At 63.0% G+C, this 18525-nt stretch carries 15 protein-coding genes; 4 read left to right on the top strand and 11 right to left on the bottom strand.

Annotation, left to right across the window (positions count from 1 at the left end; translation table 11 throughout):
• Positions 1-3 precede the first annotated feature (3 nt).
• The 11 genes from Q7V46_RS02665 to Q7V46_RS02615 form a co-directional block, all read right to left on the bottom strand.
• Positions 4-1218: an FAD-dependent monooxygenase gene (locus tag Q7V46_RS02665; protein WP_304911942.1), complete on the bottom strand. Its 1215-nt coding sequence runs from the start codon at positions 1216-1218 to the stop codon at positions 4-6.
• 127 nt (positions 1219-1345) lie between these two features.
• On the bottom strand, positions 1346-2398 hold the full coding sequence (locus Q7V46_RS02660) for a VWA domain-containing protein (protein ID WP_304912034.1): 1053 nt from the start codon (positions 2396-2398) through the stop codon (positions 1346-1348).
• Between the two features lie 11 nt (positions 2399-2409).
• Entirely contained in the window at positions 2410-3441 is a 1032-nt protein-coding gene (locus tag Q7V46_RS02655) for a DUF58 domain-containing protein (protein ID WP_370690264.1), read from the bottom strand.
• A 301-nt stretch (positions 3442-3742) separates the two neighbouring features.
• On the bottom strand, positions 3743-4744 hold the full coding sequence (locus Q7V46_RS02650) for a MoxR family ATPase (protein WP_304911941.1): 1002 nt from the start codon (positions 4742-4744) through the stop codon (positions 3743-3745).
• Between the two features lie 146 nt (positions 4745-4890).
• A complete protein-coding gene (locus Q7V46_RS02645) occupies positions 4891-5811 on the bottom strand; it encodes a S1C family serine protease (RefSeq protein ID WP_304911940.1) in 921 nt (306 codons plus the stop codon).
• Positions 5812-5865: 54 nt separating this feature from the next.
• The gene (locus Q7V46_RS02640; protein WP_304911939.1) at positions 5866-8754 is read right to left on the bottom strand and encodes an aconitate hydratase; all 2889 of its coding nucleotides are present in this window, start codon (positions 8752-8754) and stop codon (positions 5866-5868) included.
• A 121-nt stretch (positions 8755-8875) separates the two neighbouring features.
• On the bottom strand, positions 8876-9034 hold the full coding sequence (locus Q7V46_RS02635) for a DUF3309 family protein (protein WP_304911938.1): 159 nt from the start codon (positions 9032-9034) through the stop codon (positions 8876-8878).
• Between the two features lie 31 nt (positions 9035-9065).
• Complete coding sequence (locus Q7V46_RS02630) at positions 9066-9446, bottom strand: collagen-like protein (protein WP_304911937.1); 381 nt, start codon at positions 9444-9446, stop codon at positions 9066-9068.
• A gap of 425 nt (positions 9447-9871) precedes the next feature.
• A complete protein-coding gene (gene acnB / locus Q7V46_RS02625; RefSeq protein ID WP_304911936.1) occupies positions 9872-12475 on the bottom strand; it encodes a bifunctional aconitate hydratase 2/2-methylisocitrate dehydratase in 2604 nt (867 codons plus the stop codon).
• 67 nt (positions 12476-12542) lie between these two features.
• Entirely contained in the window at positions 12543-13544 is a 1002-nt protein-coding gene (locus Q7V46_RS02620; protein ID WP_304911935.1) for a CoA ester lyase, read from the bottom strand.
• Between the two features lie 130 nt (positions 13545-13674).
• On the bottom strand, positions 13675-14661 hold the full coding sequence (locus tag Q7V46_RS02615; RefSeq protein ID WP_304911934.1) for a malate dehydrogenase: 987 nt from the start codon (positions 14659-14661) through the stop codon (positions 13675-13677).
• A gap of 222 nt (positions 14662-14883) precedes the next feature.
• On the opposite strand from Q7V46_RS02615, the gene Q7V46_RS02610 reads away from it, so the two are divergent.
• The 4 genes from Q7V46_RS02610 to sdhA all read left to right on the top strand — a co-directional run bounded on the left by Q7V46_RS02610 (position 14884) and on the right by sdhA (position 18519).
• Positions 14884-15726, top strand: coding sequence for a GntR family transcriptional regulator (locus tag Q7V46_RS02610; RefSeq protein WP_304911933.1), 843 nt, complete (start codon positions 14884-14886; stop codon positions 15724-15726).
• Positions 15727-15880: 154 nt separating this feature from the next.
• The gene (gene sdhC / locus Q7V46_RS02605) at positions 15881-16312 is read left to right on the top strand and encodes a succinate dehydrogenase, cytochrome b556 subunit (protein ID WP_304911932.1); all 432 of its coding nucleotides are present in this window, start codon (positions 15881-15883) and stop codon (positions 16310-16312) included.
• A 31-nt stretch (positions 16313-16343) separates the two neighbouring features.
• Positions 16344-16709, top strand: a complete 366-nt coding sequence (sdhD, locus tag Q7V46_RS02600) for a succinate dehydrogenase, hydrophobic membrane anchor protein (RefSeq protein WP_304911931.1) — start codon at positions 16344-16346, stop codon at positions 16707-16709.
• 4 nt (positions 16710-16713) lie between these two features.
• Positions 16714-18519 (top strand): succinate dehydrogenase flavoprotein subunit, encoded by a 1806-nt coding sequence (sdhA, locus tag Q7V46_RS02595; RefSeq protein WP_304911930.1) that lies wholly within the window; start codon positions 16714-16716, stop codon positions 18517-18519.
• The last annotated feature ends 6 nt before the right edge of the window (positions 18520-18525 follow it).

Genomic DNA, 18525 nt, shown 5'->3' with positions numbered 1-18525 from the left:
GTTTCATCGTATCGGATGGGGTGGGCCGCTGTACAGCCAGGGGTTGTCCATGAGCCATTCACCCATCAAACCCAGGCCGAGGTTGCGCCCAACTCTGAGCAGGCCCGTGGCATGAAAGATGGTGCCATTGCGTTGTGAGCGGGCTTGTACGCGTGCGTTGCGCTGCCAGCGTGTGCGGGCATAGCGGGTCAGCAGGGGCGGCCAGTCCACCGGCCCTTGTTCGATGGCTTCCTGCAGCAAACGGCCCAGTGTCCATGCGTCTTCAATGGCCATGGCGGCGCCCTGCGCCAGGTACGGCCGCAGCGGGTGTGCTGCGTCGCCCAGCAGCGCCACACGCCCCTGGGCGTGTTCGCCGGGGCCACGCATGGGAGGGCGATCGTTCAGTGCCCAGAGCTTCCATTCCGGTACAGCATCAATCACACCGGCGAGGCTTTCGCAGACCGATCCCATCGCCCGTTTCAAGTCGACCGCATGCGCCTCATGGTTCCAGCTTTCAGCAGGCTCGCCATGGCCCTTGCCCAATACACCATGCACCACGGCCACCACGTTGAACCAGTCGCCGCTGCGCACCGGGTAGTGCACCACATGCAGTCGCGGGCCCAGCCAGGCTGTCACGACATTGCCCCGACACCCGATCGGCATATCGTGCGAAGGCACCATGCCGCGGTAAGCCAGATGACCGCTGGAGCGCACCGGCTGGGCGCCCAGCAAACTGGTGCGCACCTGGCTCCAAAGACCATCGCAGCCTATCAGCGTGTCGCCGTTCACGTCACGACCGTCTTCGGTGTGCACACACACGCCATCGGCGGTGGTCTCGAAACTCGCGATCCGGGTATTGAGCGAAAGGGCCACCTTGGGCTGGTGCTGCACCGCCTCCAGCAGCAGTTTGTGCAGATCGGCCCGGTGCAAGGTGGCGTAGGGTTGGCCGTAGCGCGCGAGCACAACCGCACCCAGCTTCAGGCGACCGAGTGATCTTGCAGAGCGGGCATCGCACACGCGCAGGCTCTCAGGAAAGGCGGCGCAGGCGCGCAGGGTATCGGTCAGACCCCATTCGTGCAGCACCCGCACCGCGTTGGGTCCCAACTGCAGGCCCGCACCTACTTCGCCAAACGCGCCGGACTGCTCCATCACGTTCACCGAAGCACCTGCGCGTGCCATGGCCAGTGCGCAGGCCAGACCACCGATGCCGCCCCCGGCCACCAATACGTTCTTGTTCATCTGCTCGAATTGTCCCCCGGCAAGCTTTCCGGGCCTTGACAAAGGGCAACCCAGCGCAGCTTCACCGCAGAAATCACCTCGAGACCGGCCACGAAGGGCGCACCGCCTCCGGAGTGGGTATGCGTTTTCAGGCCACGCGGTTGAACCAGAGCAAAGACAGCCCCGCAGACACCATCACCAGCAGTGAGGCGAGCAGGGCGAGCAGGCCGGCGATCTCGGTTTCCTTCTTTTCCACCGTCAGGCGGGTACTCAGCGATTCGTACACCTGCTTGAGGTTTTCTGCCGTGCCCGCATAAAAATACTCGCCCTGCGTGGTGGTGGCGACTTCCTTGAGGCTTTCTTCGTCCAGACGCACCCGCATGGACCAGCCTTCGAATCCGATGATCTCGCCATCGACCGTCCCCACGCCCACGGTGTAGACGCGCACACCGCGATCGGCCGCCATCTTGGCTGCTTCTGCCGTATCCACGCCGGTGGTCCGCTGCCCGTCGGTGAGCAGGATGATTGCGGCCGAAGAGTAGGAGCCGGGTGCCACAGGCGTGAAGGGCGTTTCGTCGGCTCTGGGCTGGTCCAGGGAGCGGCCTTTGGGAGCAAATGGATCGGTGTTACGGCTGTAAGTCATGTCGCCAAGGTTGATGCGCTGCTCGGGAAAGAGCTCCGAGAGCGACACCACGATGGCGCTGCCGATGGCCGTGGCACGCTGCAGCTGGAACTTGTCGATGGCGGTCACCAGGTCCTCGCGACTCAGCGTGACCGGCTGCACCACCTGGGCGGTACCGGCGAACGCAACGATGCCCACCTTCACATGACGTGGCAGCTCGGCCAGAAAAGCCTTGGCTGCGTTCTGTGATGCGACCAGCCGGTTGGGCTGTACATCTTCGGCGCGCATGCTCCCCGACACGTCCATGGCCAGAATGATGGTCTGCTCCTGCGACGGCAATGCAATGGACGCCATGGGCCGGGCCGAGGCCAGCAACATCGCGGCGAACGCAAACAGCAGCAGCACCGGCGGTATGTGCCGCCGCCAGCCGGGGCCTTTGCCCATGGCCTCACGCACGATGGACAGGCTCGCGTAACGCAAGGCGGTGTGCCGGCGGCGGCGCAATATCCACCAGTAGATCAGCACCAGCAGGGGCAAGGCGAGCAGCAACCACAGGAACTGCGGCCAGATGAAGGTGATGGGCAGGTTGTTCATGCACGGACTCCCAGATGGGCAGGCAGACCGGCACGCAGGCCGCTGCGGCGCTTGCGTAGGTCCACAAAACGCAGGATGGCGTCGGCCAGATCGTCGTCGGTGGCCAGCTCCAGCGTGTCCACGCCAGCGCGGGCCAGGCTGGTGCGCAGCACCGCTTCGCGTTCGGCGGCGATGCGGGCAAACCGCTGACGAAAGCCGGCGTCGTGGGTGTCCACCAACAGCTGTTCACCGGTTTCGGCATCGCGCATGGTGAGAAGGCCCAGGTCGGGCAGGTCCCGTTCCAGCGGGTCTAGCAAGCGCACCGCAACCACATCGTGGCGTCGCGCCAATTCGCCCAGTGGCTTCTCCCAGTCGGGCTCACTGATGAAGTCGGACACCACGAACACGGTGCTGCGCTGGCGCACGGTGTGGGTGGCCGCGTTCAGCAGATCCGACAGACGGGTGGCGCCAGCGGGCGCTCCCTTTTTTCCGGACTTGGCCAATGGTTCGGCAGGCTTCTGGATCAATTGCATCAGACGCAATACCTGGGTACGGCCGCCACGCGCCGGCAACACAGCGTCCACCGCCGCCCGTCCGCGCGAGCCATAGAGCACAGCACCCACCCGGTTGCCATGGCGGCTGATGAGCCGTGCCAGCACCGCCACAAAATCGCGCAGCACCTGGCTCTTGTGCTGGTCCCCGGAGCCGAAATCCACCGACGGGCTGAGGTCAAGCAAAAACCAGGCGGCCATTTCACGGTCTTCAGTGAAGACCCGAACAAAGGGCATCTGCTGACGCGCGGTCACATTCCAGTCAATGTGGCGCACGTCGTCGTGGTGCTGGTACTCGCGCAGGTCGGCCAGGTCCAGCCCTGTGCCGCGCATGAGGGTGCGGTAGTCGCCCTGCAACAAGCCATCGAGCCGGCGGATCACTGTCCACTCCAGGCGGCGCATCAAGGCATCTGCGCGTTCGGGAACCTCGGCAGGCACCACCGGAGCAGGCACAGCCGACGCTTCGGGCGGGTGGGACTTGAAGAGACCGAAGAACATGCCTCACCCTCGCATTTCAGTTCTCCACCACGCCGGAACACGATCCGCAACGCGTGAAGCGCCCCTTCCAGGGCTCGCGTGGAACCGGCTTTGCCGGGCCACAGGGTGCGTCCCCCTCCCGCCAAAGGCGAGCGAGGGGGAAGACGCGAAGCGGCGCAGACAGTGGCACCACCTTTCCGGAGCGCGTGTCCCGAGACCAGGGCTCCCGTGGAACCGGCTTTGCCGGGCCACAGGGTGCGTCCCCCTCCCGCCAAAGGCGAGAGAGGGGGATGACGCGAAGCGGCGCAGGGGGTGATTCATTTCACGCCGCCCGTTTCTCGTGTTCGAGCGGCTTGGCCGGCGGAGTGACCGCAGCCATGATGCGTCCGATCAGTGCATCGGCATCGAGCCCTTCGGCCAGGCCTTCGTAAGAAAGCACCAGCCGGTGCCGCAGCACATCGGGTACCAGGTCGGTCATGTCTTCAGGCAATGCGTAGCTGCGCCCCCGAAGCATGGCAAGTGCGCGAGCGCCCTCCACCAGGCCGATGGTGGCGCGCGGGCTGGCGCCGTAGGTGATGAACGCACCCAGGCCCTTGAGGCCATGCTTTTCCGGGGTGCGCGTGGCCGACACCAGCTTGACCGCGTACTGCACCATGGAAGGGTCCACGTAAACGTTTCGGCACTGTGCCTGCAGGGTCGCCAGTTGATCGGTGGTGGCCACCGACTGCACCGTCACTGCAGGGCCGGTGACGCGCTCGACGATCACATACTCTTCCTCGTCGGTCGGGTAATCCACCAGCACTTTCATCATGAAGCGATCCACTTGCGCTTCAGGCAGGGGATAGGTGCCCTCGGTCTCGATCGGGTTCTGTGTGGCCATGACCAGAAACGGCGCAGGCACCTTGTGCGATTCCCCGGCAATCGTCACCTGCCGTTCCTGCATCACCTCCAGCAGCGCGCTCTGCACCTTGGCGGGTGCGCGGTTGATCTCGTCGGCCAGCAGCAGGTTGGCAAACACCGGGCCCAGAGAGGTGCTGAAGTCGCCTGTTTTCTGGTTGTAGATGCGCGTGCCAATCAGGTCGGCCGGCACCAGATCGGGCGTGAACTGGATGCGCTTGAAGCGGCCACGCACCACATCGGCCAATGTCTTGACTGTGAGCGTCTTGGCCAACCCCGGCACGCCCTCGACCAGCAAGTGCCCTTGTGCCAGCATGGCGACCATCACGCGCTCCAGGAACCGGTCCTGGCCCACCACCACGCGCTTGACCTCATAAAGGATTTGTTCCATGAGCTGGGCGGATTCTGGGCTGTGCGAGGTTTCCATAGGTGCTCCTGAGAATTTCAGCCACCGCTTTACAGCGAGGGCAAGGGTGCTTCGAACAAGGGCACCGCCGGGCCGGCTTTGCCGGACGGCCAGTGCCGCCTACCTGAGGGGGTGGCGCGAAGCGCTGCGGGGGTGCTCATATCCAATCAGAACGGTGGCAGGCCAGCCGCGCTCGCCGCGCTTTCGATCGGCACAGCAAAACCAATGCCAACAAAGGTCCGGTGACTGGTGGGATTCAGAATGCCGGTGACCACGCCCACCACCTCACCACTCATGGTGACCAGTGGACCACCCGAGTTGCCGGGGTTCGCCGCCGCATCGAACTGGATCAGGTTGGAAATTTCCTGCTCACCTTCGGGTGAACGAAAGGACCGTCCAAGACCAGACACCACGCCCGACGACACCGACGGACCAATGCCGAAGGGAAAGCCCACCGCCACCACCTGCTCACCGGGCAGCAAATCGGCGGTGGAGCGCATGGTGGCTGCGATCAGGTCGTCCGGGATCGTGTGGGCCTGCAGCACCGCGAGGTCGTTCTCGGGCTGCGCACCCACCACACTGGCGGCGGACTCGGAGCCATCAAAAAAAGTCAGTTTCAGGGTTGCAGCGCCTTGCACCACATGCAGATTGGTCAGGATGATGCCTTTGTCCACGATCACCACACCGGTGCCAACCCCTTGCTCTTCCTCTTCGCCCTTGGCGTTCTTGCCGAACGACATCACCCGAACGACGGCCGGGCGGATGACCTCGGCCGCGCGGGCAGGCGCAGATGGCAGAACCTGGGTGCTCAGGGTGCGCAAAACAGCCGCGTCTATGTCTTTCTGGGTCAGTGCATTGTTGCCCGTCGCTCCTTGCTGCAGGTTGCTCGCCAGGAGCAAGCTCGCCAGCAATGCCAGCGCCGCCCACATCAAACGGGGGTTGATGGCTGCGCGGCCCAGACTGGCGCGCAATCGCTGGATGCGACCATGGCGTGCGGGCGTCTCGCCACCCATGGCCGCCGGCGCGGGAGCACCGTCCACCCCAGGCCTTGCACGGGCCGTTCGGCTGTAAAGAGCAGGCTTTCGCATGGCAACTCCTTGGGGGCTGACGGAAACACATCATGCCGCTTTGCGGCAGCCGGCTCAAGCGGTCAACAATTGCCTGAGCACAAAGGGGAGGATTCCCCCGTCACGGTAATAGTTCACCTCCACGGGTGTATCGATGCGCAGCGTCACCGACAACTGGCGCGTCTGCCCATCCGGGCGGGTGATCACCAGTTGCGCATCGCTCTGGGGGGTCAGGTCGGGATGCGGAAGCACGTCGACGGTTTCTTCGCCCGTCAGGCCCAGACTTTCCCACGAGTCACCGGCTTTGAACTGCAGTGGCAGCACACCCATGCCCACCAGGTTGGAGCGGTGGATGCGCTCGAAGCTGCGCGCGACCACCGCCTTGATGCCCAGCAACTGCGTGCCCTTGGCCGCCCAGTCGCGGCTGGAGCCGGTGCCGTATTCTTCACCGGCAAACACCACGGTGGGCACCCCGGCGGCCTGGTAGCGCATGGCGGCGTCGAAGATGCTCATCTTCTGCCCATGGCCTGTACCTTCTGCCTGGTAAATGGTCCACCCACCCTCCTCGCGCGAGCCGCTCGGGTCAGGGGCCAGCATGAGGTTCTTGATGCGCACGTTGGCAAAGGTGCCACGCATCATCACGTCGTGGTTTCCGCGCCGTGCACCATAGCTGTTGAAGTCCGCCTTGAGCACGCCGTTGTCCAGCAGCCACTGACCGGCAGGCGAACGCTCTGCGATGTTGCCGGCTGGTGAAATGTGGTCCGTGGTGATGGAGTCGCCGAACAGCGCCATGATGCGCGCGCCCTTCACCGACGGGGGCTCGGTGGCGACCGGGGGCGCCAGCTCGAAGGTTTCGAAGAAGGGTGGCTCAGCGATGTAGGTGCTCTTTGGCCAGGTGTAGGCGGTGCCGTCCACGCCGCGAATGCGTTCCCACAGCTTGCCGGGTTCGCTGGCGACGCGGGCATAGTTGTCGCGGTAGGCCTTTCCTTTCATGGCGTACTTCATCAGCGCATGGATTTCGTCACTGGTCGGCCACACGTCGCCCAGGTAAACCGGCTGACCGCCCTTCCCCTTGCCCAGCGGCTCGGTCATCAGGTCCTTCATCACATTGCCGGCAATGGCATAGGCCACCACCAGCGGCGGGCTGGCGAGGAAATTGGCCTTGAGGTTGGGGTGGATGCGGGCTTCAAAGTTGCGGTTGCCAGACAGCACCGCTGCGCACACCAGTTCGTGGCGGGTGATGACTTCGTTGAGTTCAGGCGCCAGATCACCCGCGTTGCCAATGCAGGTTGTGCAGCCGTATCCGGCCAGGGAGAAGCCCAGTTTCTCCAGGTAGGGCAGCAGCCCCGTTTCGGTCAGGTATTCGGTAACGATGCGCGAGCCGGGCGCAAGCGACGTCTTGATGTGCGGCTTGACTTTCAACCCAGCCTCCACCGCCTTCTTGGCCAGCAGTCCCGCGGCCAGCAGCACGCCGGGGTTCGAGGTGTTGGTGCAACTGGTGATGGCAGCGATCAGCACGTCGCCATTGCCCACGGTCAGGGCGGGGCTGGATGCGGGAGCAGCGGTCTTGGCGCTGGTGCGGGCCGGCTTGTTCGCTTCCATTTCGGCCACGAAGCGCGGCGCACCGGGTGGTGTCGGGGTTTGCCGTACGGTGCCAGGCACATCCGATCGTCCCTCTGGCTGGTATCGCACATGAAGCAACTCTGCCGGCCGATTGAAGCCGTTTTGTGCATTGGGCAGACTGAACAGTTCGGCGAACTGGCGTGCCACCTGGCCCAGCTCGATGCGGTCCTGCGGGCGCTTCGGCCCGGCGAGACTGGGCGTGACCTTGCCCAGATCGAGCCGGATCACTTGCGAGTAGTCGATCTCTCCCGCTTTTTGAGATGCGCCCACGGCGCCAGGCACACCGAACAGGCCCTGCGCGCGGAAGTAAGCCTCAAAGGCTTCAATTTCCGCCTTGTTGCGGCCCGTGCCACGGAAGTAGTCCAGCGTCTTGTCGTCCACGGGGAAAAAGCCCATGGTGGCGCCGTATTCGGGCGCCATGTTGGCAATGGTGGCGCGGTCGGGCAGCGTGAGCGAAGCCGTGCCGTCACCAAAAAATTCCACGAACTTGCCCACCACCTTGTGGCTGCGCAAGATCTCGGTCACGGTGAGCACCAGATCGGTCGCCGTCACGCCTTCGCGCAAGCGACCCGTCATCTCGAAACCCACCACGTCGGGCGTCAGCAGGTACACCGGTTGACCCAGCATGGCCGCCTCCGCCTCGATGCCCCCCACGCCCCATCCCACCACACCTATGCCGTTGATCATGGTGGTGTGGCTGTCGGTGCCCACCAGCGTATCGGGGTAGTACAGGCCACCTTTCATGTGCACCCCGCGCGCCAGGTGCTCCAGATTCACCTGGTGCACGATGCCGAAGCCCGGCGGCACCACACCAAAGGTGTCGAACGCCTGCATCCCCCATTTCATGAACTCGTAGCGCTCGCGATTGCGCTGGAACTCCAGCTTCATGTTCAGATCGAGTGCGTTTTTGCTGCCGTAATGGTCGATCATGATCGAGTGATCCACCACCAGGTCCACCGGCACCAGAGGCTCGATGCGCTTGGGATCCTTGCCCAGTCGTGCGGCCACGCTGCGCATGGCAGCCAGATCGGCCAGCAGTGGCACGCCGGTGAAGTCCTGCAGCACCACTCGGGACACGGTGAACGGAATCTCGTCGGTGCGCGATGCGTGCGGCTGCCATTGGGCGAGCTGGGCCACATGCGCGTCGGTCACGCGTTCGCCATCGCAATGGCGCAGCACACTTTCCAGCACGATGCGCAGCGAAACCGGTAGACGCTTGACAGAAGGGAACTGCTTCGCGAGTTCAGGAAGCGAATAGAAGCGACCGCTCTTGCCCGAAGCGGTCTTGAACGATTTCAGTGTGGCGGCGAAGGGATGGGAAAACGGGGCGCTGTGTGCCATGGGGGTTCCTGCAATGTTCGGAAGATCGCACACCCATTCTGTCAGTAGCATCCATCACCGCGCTGTCAGCATGGTTTGACACGGTTCGGGCGCATGGCCCGGCGCCCCGCCCGGCCTCAGGTCATATGCGCCCCATGAGCAACAGTACCACCACCACCACGAGCACCAGGCCCAGGATGCCGCTGGGCCCGTAGCCCCATGACTTGCTGTGCGGCCAGCTTGGGACAACGCCCAACAGCAACAGCACCAATACGATCAAAAGAATGGTTCCCACGCTCATGATGTTTTCCTCAAAAGGTTGATCAACCGGATCAGTTGGTGGTGGCGGGTGGAGCCGGGACGACGATCACGCTGGTGTCGCCGCCGGTGCGGCCTTTTTCACCAGTTTCACCCTGTGCACCCGCGCTACCGGTTGCGCCAGTGCTTCCTGTATAGCCGGTGTTGCCGGTGTTGCCTTGTGCGCCCGTATCGCCGGTGCTTCCGGTGCTGCCGGTGCTGCCGGTGCTGCCGGTCATGCCCGTGCTACCCGTGTTCCCGGTGCTGCCTTGCGCGCCATCGGCGCCGGCAGGGCCGGCAGGGCCGGGAACCACCACGGTGGCTGGTGGTGGGTTGTTGACCACCACAGGTTCACGGTCGCAGGCGGCCAGTGCGAGGGTCGACAGCACGGCTGTCAGCAAAAGTGCGTTTTTCATCAAAGTTCCAGGTTGGGTTCACGGAACCTGCCTCAGGCCTTTGCCCGCAACAGGTTCAACAGGTCTACATGACCTGATGGATCGCAGCGTAGACCTCCCGTGAGACGCCGTCTGTTCGCTGTCACACATGACTATCAGGCCTTCGTTCCAGCCTGGCTCCACCCAACCATCAACGAGCGGTCACCTGACAGACCCAACCCCCACCATTCGGTCAGCACCGCGACCCATACCTCCTGCCAAATCAGTCAGGTCATTCCCCAGGCAGACCCTTTGGCAGTGCCCTGGACCTGCTGCGCGCACAAGCACAGACGTGAAAAAGCCGCTGCAATCGCAGCGGCTTTTCAGGCCAGGGTGCCGGGGTCGCTGTTCCGGTGGTTCAGCGCCGCTTTATGGAAGTCGGAAAAGGGTAACGCGGTGCAATCTGCTCAGGCTGCCACACCCTTTGCGGTCTCCGCATACTCCTCGATCTGGTCGAAGTTCATGTACTTGTATATCGACGCGCCGTCCTTGTTCACCACACCCATGGCGGCGTGATACTCCGCCACCGTGGGGATCTTGCCCAGTTTGGAAGCAATCGCAGCCAACTCGGCAGAAGCGAGGAACACGTTGGTGTTTTTGCCCAGGCGGTTCGGGAAGTTGCGGGTGGAGGTGGACACCACGGTCGCGCCTTCGCGCACCTGGGCCTGGTTGCCCATGCACAGCGAGCAGCCGGGCATTTCGGTGCGTGCACCGGCCGCGCCGAAGTTGGCGTAATGGCCTTCCTTGATCAGCTCGCTCTCGTCCATCTTGGTGGGCGGCGCCACCCACAACTTGACCGGGATGTCACGGCTGCCGCCGAGCAGCTTGGCGGCTGCACGGAAGTGTCCGATGTTGGTCATGCACGAGCCGATGAAAGCTTCGTCGATCTTGGTGCCAGCCACCTCCGACAAGGTCTTGGCATCGTCCGGATCGTTCGGGCAGCACAGGATGGGCTCGTGGATGTCGGCCAGATCGATCTCGATGACGGCGGCGTATTCGGCGTCCTTGTCGGCTTCGAGCAAGTTGGGGCTGGCCAGCCAGGCTTCAACTTTTTCGATGCGGCGCTGCAGGGTGCGTGCATCCTGGTAGCCGTTGGCAATCATGTTCTTCATCAGCACGATGTTGCTGGTGAGGTATTCCTTGATCGGCTCCGGGTTGAGCTTCACGGTGCAGCCTGCGGCGGAGCGCTCAGCCGACGCGTCTGACAATTCGAAGGCTTGCTCCACCTTCAGGTCAGGCAAGCCTTCGATCTCCAGAATTCGGCCGGAAAAGATGTTCGTCTTGCCAGCTTTGGCCACCGTGAGCAGACCGGCCTTGATGGCGTACAGCGGAATGGCGTGCACCAGATCGCGCAGGGTGATGCCGGGCTGCATGCTGCCCTTGAAGCGCACCAGAACGGACTCGGGCATGTCCAGCGGCATCACGCCGGTCGCGGCGCCAAATGCCACCAGGCCGGAGCCGGCAGGGAAGGAAATGCCGATGGGGAAACGGGTGTGCGAGTCACCGCCGGTGCCCACGGTGTCGGGCAGCAACAGGCGGTTGAGCCAGCTGTGGATCACGCCATCGCCGGGGCGCAGCGACACGCCGCCACGGCTGCTGATGAAGGCAGGCAGTTCGCGGTGGGTCTTCACGTCCACCGGTTTCGGGTAGGCCGCCGTGTGGCAGAAGGATTGCATCACCAAGTCGGCGCTGAAGCCCAGGCAGGCCAGGTCTTTCAGTTCGTCACGGGTCATGGGGCCGGTGGTGTCTTGCGAACCCACAGTGGTCATCTTGGGCTCGCAGTAGGTACCGGGGCGTACGCCCTGGCCTTCCGGCAGACCCACCGCGCGGCCCACCATCTTCTGGGCCAGCGTAAAGCCGGCCTTGGTCTCAGCCGGCACGCTGGGCAGGCGGAACAAAGTGGACGCTGGCAGGCCCAGAAACTCGCGCGCCTTGGCAGTGAGTGAACGGCCGATGATCAGGTTGATGCGGCCCCCAGCGCGAACTTCGTCGAACAGCACATCGCTCTTGAGCTTGAACTCCACCACGGTCTCACCATTGCGCACGATCTTGCCGTCATAGGGCATCACATCAACGACGTCACCCATCTCCAGCTTGCTCACGTCCACTTCAATCGGCAGCGAACCGGAGTCTTCCTGCGTGTTGAAGAAGATGGGGGCAATCTTGCCACCCAGGGTCACACCGCCAAAGCGCTTGTTCGGAACAAAGGGAATGTCCTGGCCCGTGGCCCAGATCACGCTGTTGGTGGCCGACTTGCGCGAAGAACCGGTGCCAACCACGTCGCCCACGTAGGCCACGAGATTGCCCTTTTTCTTCAAGTCTTCGATGAATTGCATCGGGCCGCGCTTGCCGTCCTCTTCTGGCCTGAAGGCCGCATCGGGACGGGTGTTCTTCAGCATCGCAAGGTAGTGCAATGGAATGTCCGGGCGCGTGGTCGCGTCGGGTGCGGGCGAGAGGTCGTCGGTGTTGGTTTCGCCTGGCACCTTGAACACGGTGACGGTGATCTTTTTCTCGACTTCGGGACGGCTGGTGAACCACTCGGCATTCGCCCAGCTCTGCATCACTTCCTGGGCCTTGGCATTGCCAGCCTTGGCTTTCTCGGCCACGTCGTTGAAGAAGTCAAACATCAGCAGGGTTTTCTTCAGCGCCTCTGCGGCCACGCCAGCCACGTCGGCGTCGTCCAGCAGCTCGATCAGCGGATGCACGTTGTAGCCACCCACCATGGTGCCCAGCAGCTCGGTCGCCTTCGCCTTTGAAATCAGGTCCACCTTCAGCTCACCATGCGCCACAGCCGCCAGGAAACTGGCCTTGACCTTGGCCGCGTCGTCCACGCCCGGGGGCACGCGGTGGGTCAGCAGGTCCAGCAGGAAGGCGTCTTCACCAGCCGGCGGTGCCTTGATCAGTTCGATCAGGGCAGCCACCTGCTTTGCTTCCAGCGCCAGCGGTGGAATGCCCAGCGCGGCGCGTTCAGCGGCGTGGGCGCGGTAGTCGGTGAGGAAGGTGTTGGACATCTTGTTCTCCAGAAGAAAGGGAATACGCGGGGTCAGAAAAATATGTGGTCAGGAAGGTGAAGCAAGCTCAATGCCGAACCGCCATGGGTTCGACAAAGTGACCCTGCATCAATTCGGGCAACGGAAGGCCGGTCTGGTGTGCGCGTTCAAGCACCTGCCAGAAATAGCGGTAGCTCGCGCGGTCGTGCAGGCGCCCCTCGAACTGCACGGGCGCCCAGCCGGCGGCCATGGCGCGTTCGATCAGGGCAGCGGCGGTGTCCACCTCGCGTTCGGACGGTGCGAACGCCGCAATGATCGGACGTATCTGGTCGGGGTGAATGCTCCACATGCGGGTGTAGCCCAGTTCCCGGGCAGCCTTGTGTGCAGCGGTCTGCAGCGCGGCCAGATCCTTGAATTCGGTCACCACGTTGTGCGACGGCACCTTGCCGTGCGCATGGCAGGCAGACGCAATCTCAATCTTGGCGCGCAGCACCAGCGGGTGACTGAACTGCCCCGCCACACCCATGCCCTCGGCTGGAATCGCGCCGCCGTGAGACGACACAAAATCCATCAGCCCAAAGCTCAGGCTCTGCACACGCGGGTGGGCTGCGATGTCAAAGGCATGGTACACCGCAGCCGGCGACTCGATCAGCACATGCAGGGGCAACGCCGCGGCACCAGCGGCATCCAGCGCGGCCACAGCCGCCTCCACATCGGCCAGCGATTCCACCTTGGGCACCATCAGGTGCACGAGTCGGGCAGCGGCCCGGCTTGCGATGGTGGCCACGTCGGCCTGAAAAGCCGGGTGTTCCACCGGGTGCACGCGCACCGCCACACGGGCTTCGGGCGCTGCGCCCAGCGCGAGAGACGTGACCAGCGCGGCGTGATCCGCCTCACCACCCACAGGCGCACCGTCTTCGCAGTCGAGCGTGACGTCAAAAACACAGGTGCCGAATTCTTCAGTCATCTCGGCCTGCAATTGCAGGCTCTTCTTCATCCGCGCCTCCACGCCGCTGTAGTGGTCACAGACCGGCAGCGCCAACGCGCCAGCCTGGGCACCCAGAAGAATGGAACGTGGATGGATATTCACTGGTGAGTTACGAGGTGGTTACGGATGCCAACGCGCGCCGCATGCTTCCAGCACACACCAGGGAACTGGCTTTGCCAGACCGTAGGTGTGGCCCCCCTTTCAGGGGGGCGACGCGAAGCGGCGCGGGGGGTCACAGCAAATGTTTTACGCCGTCCTGCTCACCCTGCAACTCGGCCAGGGTCTTGTCGATGCACTCTTGCGAGAAAGCATCGATCTCCAGGCCTTCGACGACCTTGTACTCGCCGTTTTCGCAGGTGACCGGGAAGCCGAACATGGTGTCCTTGGGAATGCCATACCAGCCTTTGGAAGGAATGCCCATGGTCACCCACTCGCCGTTGGTGCCCAGCGCCCAGTCGCGCATGTGGTCGATCGCGGCATTGGCAGCAGACGCGGCAGAAGACAGACCGCGCGCTTCGATGATGGCTGCGCCGCGCTTGCCCACAGTGGGCAGGAACACGTCCTTGTTCCAGACCTGATCGTTGATCATGTCCTTGACCGAAGCGCCGTCGATGGTGGCAAAACGGTAGTCGGCGTACATGGTGGGCGAATGGTTGCCCCACACAGCCAGTTGCTTGATGCTGGCCACGGGCTTGCCGGTTTTTGCAGCGATCTGCGATGCGGCGCGGTTGTGGTCCAGGCGCAGCATGGCGGTGAAGTTGCCCGGCTTGAGATCCGGCGCGCTCTTCATGGCAATGTAGGCGTTGGTGTTGGCGGGGTTGCCCACCACCAGCACCTTCACGTCGCGGCTGGCCACGGCATTGAGTGCCTTGCCTTGCGCCGTAAAGATGGCGCCGTTGATGGCCAGCAACTCGGCGCGCTCCATGCCGGGGCCGCGTGGACGCGAGCCCACCAGCAGTGCGTAGTCGGTGTCCTTGAAGGCGGTCATCGGGTCGCTGTGGGCTTCCATGCCGGCCAGCAGCGGGAAGGCGCAGTCGTCGATTTCCATCATCACGCCCTTCAGAGCCTTCTGGGCTTTCTCGTCCGGGATTTCGAGCAATTGCAGGATCACGGGCTGGTCTTTGCCGAGCATTTCGCCCGATGCAATGCGGAACAGCAGGGCGTAACCAATCTGACCAGCGGCACCAGTGACGGCCACGCGAACAGGCTTCTTGCTCATGTTGAGAACTCCAGAAATTGACGGAAGGAAAGTGAAATTCGAATCGAATGTGTCCAGACCTCGACCCCAAACCCGGACACAAATCCGATATTTTTGGCTTGCGAGACAGCTTTCAAGTGTACCCTCGCAAACCCTGATACGTCAATTTGTCTTATGTCTTATATAAGATATGATTGTGCTCACTGACTGCTCACTGACAGCAGGCCTGAAAGCCACCAAAGCATGGCCACCCCACTCTCTCACGCCACAGAAGCCACCCCACTGGACACGCGCACTTCGCCCGGAACAGGGGTGTCTGCGAGCGGCGAAAACCCATCCGCTTCGGCGCCTGCACATGGCACGCCCGCCTTCAGTCCTCTTTACCAGCAGATCAAGGGCCTGATCCTGCGCAGCCTTCAGTCCGGGGAATGGAAACCCGGCGATGTGATTCCGAGCGAGTTCGATCTCGCTGCGCGATTCAGGGTGAGCCAGGGCACCGTGCGCAAGGCGATCGATGAGCTCGCCACGGACAACCTGCTTGTGCGACGCCAGGGCAAAGGCACTTTTGTGGCCACACATGCCGAGCAACACATTCAGTACCGATTTCTTCGCCTGCTGCCCGATACGGGTGACCTGGACGGCCAAGGGCCTGCCGAACGGCGCATCATCGAATGCAAACGCCAACGGGCATCGGCGGAGGTGGCCCGCCAGCTGGGTCTGCGTACGGGCGACCCTGTTCTTCAGGTTCGACGCGTGCTCGCGTTCTCCGGTATGCCCGCCATCCTGGAAGACATCTGGTTGCCAGGCACCGCCTTCAAGGGACTCACCCAGGAAACGCTGGCCGAAGACAAAGGTCCCATGTACGCACTGTTTGAATCGCAGTTCGGCGTCCGCATGGTTCGCGCGGTAGAAAAGCTCAAGGCAGTGAGCGCCGACCCGGATGTGGCATCCTTGCTCGGCTCGGAACCCGGTGCGCCACTGCTGAGCGTCGAGCGGGTGGCCTACACATACAACGACGAACCGATGGAATTGCGCCGGGGCTTGTACCGAACGGAAAGCCGACATTACCGCAACGAACTGAGCTGAGCGTGAGGTCTTTGTGTCCATCTTTCAGCGGACACAGCCCTTCGTCAGTTGCCGGTATGCTGCGTTGCAATAGAATTTACGGGCACGTGGCTTGAGTTACCAACAAGTTACGAAGCCTTCCAAATTTCAATCCACACCGGAAGAAAGCCCCACCATGACCGAGTTGACCCGAAAGCGGCCAGAGTTCCGCAACATCAACGCATTCAAAGACCTCACCACCTACCGCCTGCCACCGGCAGGGTGGGTATCGATCCTCCACAGAGCCAGCGGTGGCCTGATGTTCGTACTGTTGCCGCTGATCGTCTGGCTCTTTGATACCTCGGTCTCCTCGGAGCTTTCCTTTGAACGATTCACTGCCGCATTCGCGGTCGGGCTGGGCTTTGTGCCTGGCTGGTTTTTCAAGCTGGTGGTTCTGTCCATCATCTGGGCCTACCTGCACCACCTGATTGCCGGCGTACGCCATCTCTACATGGACGCCACCCATGCCGTTACCAAGGGATTCGGCAAGTCATCGGCCATCGTCACGCTGGTGCTCAGCATTGGCCTGACCGTTGTGCTCGGCGCCAAGCTGTTCGGTCTGTACTGAGTCCGCCCTGATACCCACTGGATTACCCCAAATGTCTGTCAACTACGGTTCCAAACGCGTCGTCACCGGCGCTCACTACGGCTTGCGCGACTGGCTGGCCCAGCGCATCACCGCTGCGCTCATGGCGCTGTTCACCCTCATCGTTCTGGCGCAGGTGCTTTTCTCCACTGGCCCGATCGGCTACGAGAGCTGGGCCGGCATCTTCGCAGCGCAATGGATGAAGGCGCTGACCTTTGCGGTTTTCCTGGCGCTGGCTTACCACGTTTGGGTAGGCATGCGTGACATCTGGATGGACTACGTCAAGCCCGCCGGCATCCGACTGGTTCTGCACGTTTTCACCATCGTCTGGCTCCTGTCCTGCCTGGGCTGGGGCGTGCAAGTTCTCTGGAGACTCTGAAGTCATGACCGCAACCGCATCCCTTTCAAAGCGTCAATTTGACGTGGTCATCGTCGGCGCCGGCGGCTCCGGCATGCGTGCTTCGCTGCAGCTCGCCCGTGCCGGCCTCAAGGTGGCCGTGCTTTCCAAGGTGTTTCCCACCCGCTCGCACACCGTGGCAGCGCAAGGCGGCATTGGCGCCTCGCTGGGCAACATGAGCGAAGACAACTGGCATTACCATTTCTACGACACCATCAAGGGCTCCGACTGGCTCGGTGACCAGGACGCAATCGAGTTCATGTGCCGCGAAGCACCCAAGGTCGTCTATGAACTCGAACACTTCGGCATGCCGTTCGACCGCAATCCCGACGGCACCATCTACCAGCGCCCCTTTGGCGGCCACACCGCCAACTACGGCGAAAAACCGGTGCAGCGTGCCTGCGCCGCAGCCGACCGCACTGGCCATGCCATGCTGCACACCCTTTACCAGCAGAACGTGCAGGCCCGCACCACTTTCTTCGTCGAATGGATGGCGCTGGACCTGATCCGTGACGCCAGCGGCGATGTGGTCGGTGTGACCGCACTGGAAATGGAAACCGGCGAAACCTACATTCTGGAAGCCAAGACCACCCTGCTGGCCACCGGTGGTGCAGGTCGTATTTTTGCGGCCTCCACCAACGCCTTCATCAACACCGGCGACGGTCTGGGCATGGCCGCACGCGCCGGCATTCCACTACAGGACATGGAGTTCTGGCAGTTTCACCCCACCGGCGTGGCCGGTGCGGGCGTGTTGCTGACGGAGGGGTGCCGCGGCGAAGGTGCGATCCTGCTCAACAGCGAAGGCGAGCGCTTCATGGAGCGCTATGCGCCCACGCTGAAAGACCTGGCGCCACGCGACTTCGTCAGCCGCTGCATGGACCAGGAAATCAAGGAAGGCCGCGGCTGCGGACCCAACAAGGACTACGTGCTGCTCAAGCTCGACCACCTGGGCGCTGACACCATTCACAAACGCCTGCCTTCGGTGTACGAAATCGGTGTGAACTTTGCCAACGTGGACATCACACGCGAACCGATTCCGGTCGTGCCCACCATCCACTACCAGATGGGCGGTATTCCCACCAATATCAACGGTCAGGTCGTCACCCCTGACGGTCATGGTGGTCAGGCCGTGGTGAACGGTCTGTACGCCGTGGGCGAATGCTCTTGCGTGTCGGTGCATGGCGCCAACCGCCTGGGCACCAACTCGCTGCTGGACCTGCTGGTGTTCGGCCGTGCAGCGGGCAACCACATCGTGCAGTTCAACGACAAGAACAAGATCCACAAGCCGCTGCCAGCCGATGCAGCAGACAAAACGCTTGCGCGGCTGGCCCGGCTCGACGGCACCTCCGGCGGCGAGTACGCGCAAGACGTGGCGAACGACCTGCGCGCGGCCATGCAACTGCACGCAGGGGTTTTCCGTACCCAGGCCAGCATGGACGAGGGTGTGCAAAAGATCAACGCCATGCGTGCCCGCGTGAACGACATAGCGCTCAAAGACAAGTCGAAGGTCTTCAACACGGCCCGCATCGAAGCGCTGGAAGTGGAAAACCTGATCGAAAGCGCCCAAGCCACGATGACATCGGCTGCGGCACGTCACGAGTGCAGAGGTGCGCACACAGTCAACGACTACGAACGCCCGGCAGACGACGCCCAGTTCCCGCTCGGCCGCAACGACGCCGAGTGGATGAAGCACACCCTGTGGCACAGCGCCGACAACAGCCTGACTTACAAGCCAGTCAACCTCAAGCCCCTGACCGTGGAGTCGGTGCCGCCGAAAGTTCGCACTTTCTGAAGCCCG

The organism is Hydrogenophaga sp. (assembly GCF_030651625.1).
Lineage (GTDB): Bacteria > Pseudomonadota > Gammaproteobacteria > Burkholderiales > Burkholderiaceae_C > Hydrogenophaga.
Note: the sequence above shows the minus strand (reverse complement) of the source record. Positions and strands in the feature narration are given on the sequence as shown.